The sequence below is a fragment of the Dorea acetigenes genome, from assembly GCF_025567385.1.
Lineage (GTDB): Bacteria > Bacillota > Clostridia > Lachnospirales > Lachnospiraceae > Claveliimonas > Claveliimonas acetigenes.
The window spans coordinates 38,110-45,647 of record NZ_JAOQJU010000010.1; the positions used below are offsets into that span (position 1 = coordinate 38,110).

A 7,538-nucleotide genomic window follows, 5' to 3' on the forward strand; every position below is an offset into this window, starting at 1 on the left:
GCACGCCAGTTCCGCAACCTTCCCTTTCTGCCTCAGTTCCCCATTGACCCCATGCTTTACTACGGGCACGCCGAACATCTGTGATGCCGATGCGCAGTATATGTCCTCCCCATTACGGAAAGCATCCAGCCGCCACTGCTCCCCGGCCAGCCATGCCAGCACCCTCGCCTCAATGGCGGAAAAGTCAGCAACAATAAACTCGTACCCCTCCTTCGGAACCAGCATCGTCCGGATCAACTGCGAAAGAATATCGGGTGCATTCCCATAGATGGATTCCAAAAGTTCAAACTCCCCCATTTTTACAAGCTCCCTGGCTTCATCCAGTGTGCTGATCTCATTTCTCACAAGATTCTGCAGCTGGATCAGACGGCCAGCCCACCGGTTTGTCTTTGCGGCCCCATTGAACTGGAACAGCCCCCTTGCCCTTCCGTCCTCACAGACGCACCGCTGTGCAGCCTGGTACTTTTTCACACTGGACTTTGCCATCTGGAGCCGGAGTTTCAGCATATCCAGCGCCTCCTGGTCGCAGCCATTCTTATCAAGGTCTGTGATCATTGCCGCCACATCCTTTTTCCCAAGGCTCTCCACCGGAATCCCCCGTCCCTCAAGCCAGTTCTTCAGCTGTGAGACGCTGTTCGGGTTCTCAAGGCCGGTCAGCTCATATGCCCTTTTGCCCATTTCATCCGACAGAATCAGGTCACAGGCAATTGCCATCTCCACCAGTTCCGTATCAATCTGCACTCCCCGGTCATTGATCCTCTGGTCCATATGGTAATAGTCCCACTCCTGATCCGGCATCGGGAATGCCTCCAGCCGTTTTCGGATGTCACGCTCCGTCCGTACATCCTGCAGGCAGTAATCCTTAAACTTCTGCCATCCTTCCGGATCATGCTCCGGCAGGTTCCTTGTCCTGCCGCCGTTGGCCTTAGTCGGCTTACATGGGACGGAAAAATATTTGATCAGGTTCTCTCCTGCCCTGTCCTTCTGCTGTCCGGTCTTTAATACCTTTGCCGCATTCTTCAGCGCCAGCGGCAACGAAAGAGAGGCGGCGTGTACCATGGAACACCTCCAGGAATCCGGGTCCAGTACCCGCCCAAGGTAATGCCCGATACAGGTCCGTTCAAACTGTGCGTTCCATGCAGCTTTGATGATATCCGGATCATCAACGGCATCCAGGACTTCCTGCGGGATGCTTTCCCCGCAGGCCATATCCACAATTTTTACCTCTTCATCATCAAAAGCGTAAGCAAACAGAAGGATATGGAAATCACCCTCCACATATTTGTAGACGCCACATTTGGTGAGGTCTACATTAGAAAATGTTTCTATATCGATCCCAAGTACCTTTGGCTTTTCCCCCGATGTTCTTTCACTCATTCAATCACCTCCGCCGCATGTAAAAAGGGAGGGAAGGATTCCTCCCGCCCTCCCATGTGTCCCATCTGTCTCATCAAAGGGTCAGCTCAAGTAATCCGGCGTGTCATCCCCAAGGACATCCCCACCGTCATCCTCCAAAGCATCAAAGTCCGCATCCGCTGAAGCCTTCCCTGACAGGCGTTCCCCATCTTTCACAAACTGGATATTCCCAAGCCCCGCCGCAACGCCACGGTTTCCGTTCGCATTGAATGCGTAGAAATTTACGGATACGTTGCAGTAACAGCCGGAATACACCATCATCGGGTCTGTGACCGGCTGCACCCTGCGGTCAACCACCTGCGGGGCATCCTTGCTGGTGGCATTGAGGAAATAGCAGTCCTGATAATTCTCATCATCCGAGCGGTCGATATCACCGTCACGGAGCGGAAGTTTCAGGTTCGGCGGGATCTTGCCGCTCCATTTGCGGGTCTTCCCGTCCTCCTTCGCCGCCTCCACAGCTTTCTGGATCTTAGCGATGGTCTTTTTATCCGACTTTGGAATCACGCAGGATACGGAATACTTTTCTTCCCCTCCATTAATTGATTTCGCTTCCCAGATGTTCGCAAAGGAAATGCGGCACGGGATGATCACTTTTGTTGCGCTGAAATTCTTCTGGTTTGCCATAAATGTTTCCCTCCATAATCATTTTTTCTGCTATAAAAGGACGTACAGGACCGGCGAATAAATATGCGCCCCGGATAATTTGTGTGTCTTTGGTGTGCGGACTGGAACCCACTATTCCAATGCCTCAAATTCATCCCCGGCACTGCTTACGTCCACTGCCGGCCTTGGGTCGCTCTCCGGGACAAGCGCCAGCTTTCCGGGAGGCTTGGCCACATACTTTCCAAGGATCTGTGCAAACTTCTTTCTGCCCATCATCTTCTCAAACTCCGTAAGGGTCAGAAGCTCCTGCTTATAGATATCCGTATAACCCTGTTCCTCCGCGGCTTTTATGACTGCTTTTGTGTCAGTAAATACCCGCTTGGTCCTGCCTTCCACCACTTTATAACCGTCCACCGCCACACCATGGTTGATCGCCTCCCCGGATATAAAAGCAAAAACAGACTCTATCCAGGACGAGATACGGTTCAGGGTTGGCAGGACCGCTACCAGTTCCGGGAAACTCACCAGCCCCGGCGCTTTAAATACGGGTGCGGATTCATCCGGATTATAAGGTGCTGTGACATCTGTTTCTTCTGCTGTATCAGCCAGGATGCCGTCATCCAGATCGAGAAACTCTTCCCTGGCAAGCGATAACGCCGCGTCCATACAAGCCCTGCAGACATGTTTTGCCCTGCAGTAATGGCACCATTCTCCTGGATTCTGTTCTCCTTTTCCCTCAAAAGCCATTTTCGCAACGGGTTTCAGCTCTTCGCCCCATGCCAGCAGTTCTTCTTTGCTGCAAGTGAATGTGGAGATATTTTCTATCCTCGGCTGCACAATCGTCATGGAAACTTCCTCTACATCAAAGACATAGTCATAAGCATTTAATGCCCCGCAGCCATACAGCATCAGCTGGCTGTTCCTTTCCGCATCCACATGATGATAGCCGTTCTTGTAATCAATAACGTGCAGTTTACCTTCCGCGGCAATCAGGCAGTCCCCTGTACCGAATCCTTCCGGCACGATATTAGAGAAGTCAAGCCGCTCCTCCACCAGGACCATAGGGTTCAGCCCCTCCCGTTTCAATTTTTCAACCTGCTCCATGACAAACTGCCTGTAAATTTCCGCATATCCCAGAACTTCTTCCGTATAGAAATCTGACTGCGGCATCTGGACACGCTCGTGGAGATCCTTTCTGACAAGGTACTCACAATACTCGTGTACCGCTGTCCCCTCCTCAGCATAGACGGATGATGCATTTGGGAACTGGTCTTCCAGCCGGGCGGATGGTGTGCAGTGCCTCCATCGCTCTGAACCGGATGCTGTGAGCAGGGCATGTTTCCGCGATGCATGGTCCAGCACGGGGCCGTCCCACCTGTGTCCTGCAAAGTCCTGAGCCCTGACTGGTTTTACTTCTTTCTTACTCATATTACATTTGGTCCCTCCCTGCCTGTGTATTCTTCATAAGCCCTGTTATATGCTCTTGCCGCGTCCTCTTGCGTGGTGAAATATCCGAGCGTTTTCCTCTTTCCATTTATGGTCAGTCTCGCTGTCCACTTTCCACATTTGTGCATCGTTACCCCACGGAATCTGGATCTTGAATTTTCAGGCTTTAAATGGCGTGGATGTATATTAAAAAAGTGGACAAGTGAAGTATAATAATAGACAAACCAAAAGGAGTGATCGCATGTCTACCAAAAAGCAAAACAAGTACACGCCAGAATTCAAACAAACCATCGTTAACCTTTATCATTCAGGAAAGACCTACGCTCAAATCAAAGCAGAATATGGAGTTTCTTCTAATGCCCTGACAAATTGGCTGCGTCAATATTCCGAAGTGAAACTGGATGACAATACAGTCGTAACTGCTCAGCAGATCAAAGAACTTCAAAAACGGAATGCGCAGCTTGAGGAGGAAAACCTTATATTAAAAAAAGCCATTGCAATATTCATGCCACACTCAGGCAACGATTGATCGCTATCCGTGCTCTGTCTCATCAACATTCAATTTCTACTCTCTGCCGTGTTCTGAAGGTTAATCGCAGTACATATTACAAATTTCTGAACCATAGACCTTCTGCTAGAGAAATAGAAAATACCGAGATCCGATCTCGTATCCTTGAAATCTATGCTGCTTCGGATAAGAGATTAGGTGCGCATAAAATCCAAATCTGTCTTCAGCGTGATTATTGCATCCATATCAGTGTCGGTCGAGTGTACCGACTCATGAAAACCATGAATCTCCCTAAAATGAGCACTATAAAGCCTCCTCGCCCTCGTCATTTCTCTCAGAATATTGCCTGCGAAAATATTCTCGCTCAGAATTTCGATCAGCCAGAACCAAATCTCGTTTGGGTGAGTGATTTTACTTACCTTCGTGTTGCCGGAAGATTTTACTATCTATGTGTAATTCTCGACCTGTTTTCCCGCAAAGTCATTGCTTATCGCGTTTCCCCAAAAATGGATCGCTTTCTGGCAATTGATACCCTTCGTGATGCTGTTGCTGCCAGAAATCCTTCTCCTGGTCTCATTTTTCATTCTGACCGTGGCTCACAGTTTACCTCTGATGATTTTCGAAGGGTTCTGGATGAATTTCATTTCGTCCAGTCATTTTCTGCAAAGGGGCATCCCTACGATAACGCCGTTGTCGAATGCTTCTTCAAATATCTTAAGAAGGAAGAAACCGACAGACGTTCTTATCAATCTCTCGATCAATTGAAACGAAGTCTTTTTTCTTACATCAATGGCTTCTACAATTCTCTCAGACCGCATTCTCATAATCGCGACTTGTCTCCCATTCAAAGAGAAAACTTATTTTTTTCCTAATTTTACTTGTCCACTTTATTGACTATAATCCAGCGCATTCTCTTATAATCCACCTCTTCTATATCATTAAGGGCTGCATATTCTCCCCACATCTTTCTGGCATAATCGTTATATGCGCTTGCAGCAGCGACCTCGTCGTTAAACGCACCGATTGCTGTCTGGATACCATCCTTCCTTATTGCCGCTTCCCACAGTTCCATCTTCTTATTCCAATGGACCCCTTTATACTGCGAGACTGAGTTTTTGAAAGAACCTCTGTTGGCACAGTTCTGTGAACGTGTTACCACTCTGAGATTACATTTACGGTTATCCAGCCTATCCCTATTGATATGGTCTATCTCCATTCCTGGCGGACACGGCATGATCAAATGGCTCATGTGTATGGCATCGTTCTTTTGAGTGGATGGATTATATTTAAAAGCCCGCGCATATCCGCTATGAAAACGCCATTTATATCCACAGATTTTGGGGTAATCCACTGCGTCTATTAAGGCTGCCTTCCCACATGTCAGCGGAATTTGCATAGCAGCATCATTGCCATCCACTCCGGTCTCCCCCCATTTAAAGCTGGGAGATATCCGTCAGGAATGCCTCATACTTTTCAGCAGGAAGGCTGCTGACCTTGTCCACGCCGTAGGTCTTTAAAAGCTGCCCGATCTTTTCGTTGTTGATGCGTTTCTGCTTGATCTTCGCTACAATGACCTTTGTGATGTCATCCACCGTAACAGCGGCCGGCGCTGCCTGTCCGGTATCGGAAGTCTCCACGGCTGCATCACTCTTGTTTTCGCTGCCAATCTCATCACTCCCTGTGCTTTCTACAATATCCGCTCCGTCAGTATCCCCCTGTCTGGTTTCTGCTTCATCTGTGGAACAGGAAACCTCTCCGGCCGCAGCTTTCAATTCCAGGGCAGCTTCTCCGGCCCCGATGCTGTCAAAGACCATTGCAATGCCCATGAAAGCGGCCTTCAGTCCCTGGCTGAGTTTTGACGCATCTACCGGAACCAGAATAGTTTTCAGTTTGTCATCTGTCTTCTTCGCCATACGCTTCCTCCTCTCCACCCGCAATGGACACCTCACAGTCCCCATTAAAATTCACGGTATCCATACGCTCATCCATGTGGATATGCAGCTCATGGATTTTGACCTTGATTTCCGGGATAATAACCGGCACAAAATCCTTCTTGCTACCTTCCTTTTTCTTTTCATCCTTCATCCTGCTTTCCTCCTGGACATTTTTTGTAATTTCCTGCCCCCTGCATTTGCCGGAATAGCGTGTCTGCACATTCCGGTCACCATGACGGCGGTGTGGTCCGCTGTGCTGTGCCCTGCATTTCTTACTCATTGCCATTTTCCCCCTTCTTATCTGTTCCGGTCATTCCATCACCAAAAATGACTTCCAGCAGTTTCTTAACCGCCTCCATTGCATCCTGAACACCGCAAAGGGGAATCCCGATCTCAATATCCGCATCCTCTGTGCCTTCTGCCCCGCACGGTTCCTGCCGATCACAGCATTTTTTGCCGGATGCCTTCCCCAGCAGCCCTGCCGATTCCCCAATGGTTCTCACCGGAATTCCCAGCTTCGATGCAAGCGCGATTTCTTCCATCATCCCTTCGGAGATATATTCAGAAAAGCACCACAGTTCATCCGCATCCTTCAGCAGTTCCAGGCCGATGCGCCTTCCGATCTTCCTCTCATCTGCAACCGCATCATCCAGAAACTGTGTGCAGAAAAGATGGCTGCAGAGCGGAACGGCTCCGAGCTTCGCCACCAGCCTGCAGGCTGCCTTTGCCCTTTCAAGGTTGTCCTTCAGCTCTATTTCTGCCCTCTCTGGTTCCTGTGCTTTTGGCCGCAGCGGGGAACAGATATAGATACGCTCCTTACGTTCTTTGCACGCCTCGCATTTATTTTTGTTCATATTGGCCTCCTTCTCATGGCTGCCGCCCTCCTGAAATAGGAAAGCGGCAGATTTGTTGTATTATGGATTTACAGTGCCAATGCTTAAATTACCTTCATGGGCTTATCCTCCTCTCACAGATTTTTGGGAGGTTTCTCTGTGTGCCTGTGGGCTTCCTGAAAAGTTCCTCTCATAAATAGTCGTGGGAGAAGTACAAAATTAAGTAGGTTTCAAAATTTCTTCAGAAAATTTTTACTCAGCCTGTCCTCTGCCCCTAATAATCGGTACGTAACCGCCGCACGGCTTACGCCAAGCCGCTCCGCAATCTCATATTTTTCAAACCCATAAACATGGTAAAGGATAAATACCTCCCTCTGTTTATCCGTCAGTCTTCCAAGCTGCTCTTTCATAGTTTCTCTGCAAACACACGCTTCCTCCGGGCTTTCATAATAATCTCCGGAAGTCCAACTCTGTCCTCTCTTTTCCTCCGTTTCATCTTCATCCCACAAGTCCTTTTTTGCCCCTTTGCGGTCAAACTGACGGTTCATGCTGTTTTTCTCCACCTGGTGCCCTCCTCTGATCATCACTGCCATGAACCACGGCTGCTCCCCAAAGAAAGACTCGTCCAGAGTATCCGTATCAGCCATGTACTCCTTTTCCCTGTCACCAAGCTGTGCAAAACGGTAAGTAAAAGAGCTGCAGTCTGCCAGCCAGAGGACCGCAGTTCCAGTACCGTTGACGTAGACCGCATAACCATTTCTGTATACCTTGCAGTCTCCATTCTCCGTCTCCGCGATT

Annotated in this window: 9 protein-coding genes; 1 reads left to right on the plus strand and 8 read right to left on the minus strand. The window is 49.0% G+C overall.

The window, feature by feature from the left end:
* The 3 genes from OCV99_RS09700 to OCV99_RS09710 form a co-directional block, all read right to left on the minus strand.
* The coding region (locus OCV99_RS09700) for a DNA polymerase (RefSeq protein ID WP_158370281.1) at positions 1-1,377 on the minus strand (1,377 nt) is incomplete at its 3' end.
* A gap of 81 nt (positions 1,378-1,458) precedes the next feature.
* Complete coding sequence (locus tag OCV99_RS09705; RefSeq protein ID WP_158370162.1) at positions 1,459-2,040, minus strand: DUF2815 family protein; 582 nt, start codon at positions 2,038-2,040, stop codon at positions 1,459-1,461.
* 111 nt (positions 2,041-2,151) lie between these two features.
* Complete coding sequence (locus tag OCV99_RS09710; protein ID WP_158370164.1) at positions 2,152-3,447, minus strand: DUF2800 domain-containing protein; 1,296 nt, start codon at positions 3,445-3,447, stop codon at positions 2,152-2,154.
* 259 nt (positions 3,448-3,706) lie between these two features.
* Here OCV99_RS09710 and OCV99_RS09715 point away from each other — a divergent pair.
* A protein-coding gene (locus OCV99_RS09715) for an IS3 family transposase (RefSeq protein WP_158370168.1) occupies positions 3,707-4,845 on the plus strand; the annotation gives its coding sequence in 2 pieces (ribosomal slippage) (positions 3,707-3,959 and positions 3,959-4,845; 1,140 coding nt in all).
* A 2-nt stretch (positions 4,846-4,847) separates the two neighbouring features.
* On the opposite strand, the gene OCV99_RS09720 is transcribed toward OCV99_RS09715, so the two are convergent.
* The 5 genes from OCV99_RS09720 to OCV99_RS09740 form a co-directional block, all read right to left on the minus strand.
* Positions 4,848-5,390 carry an HNH endonuclease gene (locus OCV99_RS09720; RefSeq protein WP_158370170.1) on the minus strand — a complete coding sequence of 181 codons (543 nt, stop codon included), beginning with the start codon at positions 5,388-5,390 and terminating at the stop codon, positions 4,848-4,850.
* A gap of 16 nt (positions 5,391-5,406) precedes the next feature.
* Entirely contained in the window at positions 5,407-5,886 is a 480-nt protein-coding gene (locus OCV99_RS09725) for a hypothetical protein (protein WP_158370172.1), read from the minus strand.
* Positions 5,867-6,187: a hypothetical protein gene (locus OCV99_RS09730; protein WP_158370174.1), complete on the minus strand. Its 321-nt coding sequence runs from the start codon at positions 6,185-6,187 to the stop codon at positions 5,867-5,869. The genes OCV99_RS09725 and OCV99_RS09730 overlap by 20 nt, the downstream gene beginning before the upstream one ends.
* Positions 6,180-6,761, minus strand: a complete 582-nt coding sequence (locus OCV99_RS09735; RefSeq protein ID WP_158370176.1) for a DUF7768 domain-containing protein — start codon at positions 6,759-6,761, stop codon at positions 6,180-6,182. Before OCV99_RS09735 ends, OCV99_RS09730 begins: the two co-directional genes overlap by 8 nt.
* A 209-nt stretch (positions 6,762-6,970) precedes the next feature.
* The coding region (locus tag OCV99_RS09740) for a sigma-70 family RNA polymerase sigma factor (RefSeq protein ID WP_262575302.1) at positions 6,971-7,538 on the minus strand (568 nt) is incomplete at its 5' end.

Bases quoted from the DNA above. Each gene is read 5' to 3' on its own strand.
- OCV99_RS09705 (WP_158370162.1), bottom strand. From the start codon at position 2,040: ATGGCAAACCAGAAGAATTTCAGCGCAACAAAAGTGATCATCCCGTGC.
- OCV99_RS09710 (WP_158370164.1), bottom strand. From the start codon at position 3,447: ATGAGTAAGAAAGAAGTAAAACCAGTCAGGGCTCAGGACTTTGCAGGA.
- OCV99_RS09725 (WP_158370172.1), bottom strand. From the start codon at position 5,886: ATGGCGAAGAAGACAGATGACAAACTGAAAACTATTCTGGTTCCGGTA.
- OCV99_RS09730 (WP_158370174.1), bottom strand. From the start codon at position 6,187: ATGAGTAAGAAATGCAGGGCACAGCACAGCGGACCACACCGCCGTCAT.
- OCV99_RS09735 (WP_158370176.1), bottom strand. From the start codon at position 6,761: ATGAACAAAAATAAATGCGAGGCGTGCAAAGAACGTAAGGAGCGTATC.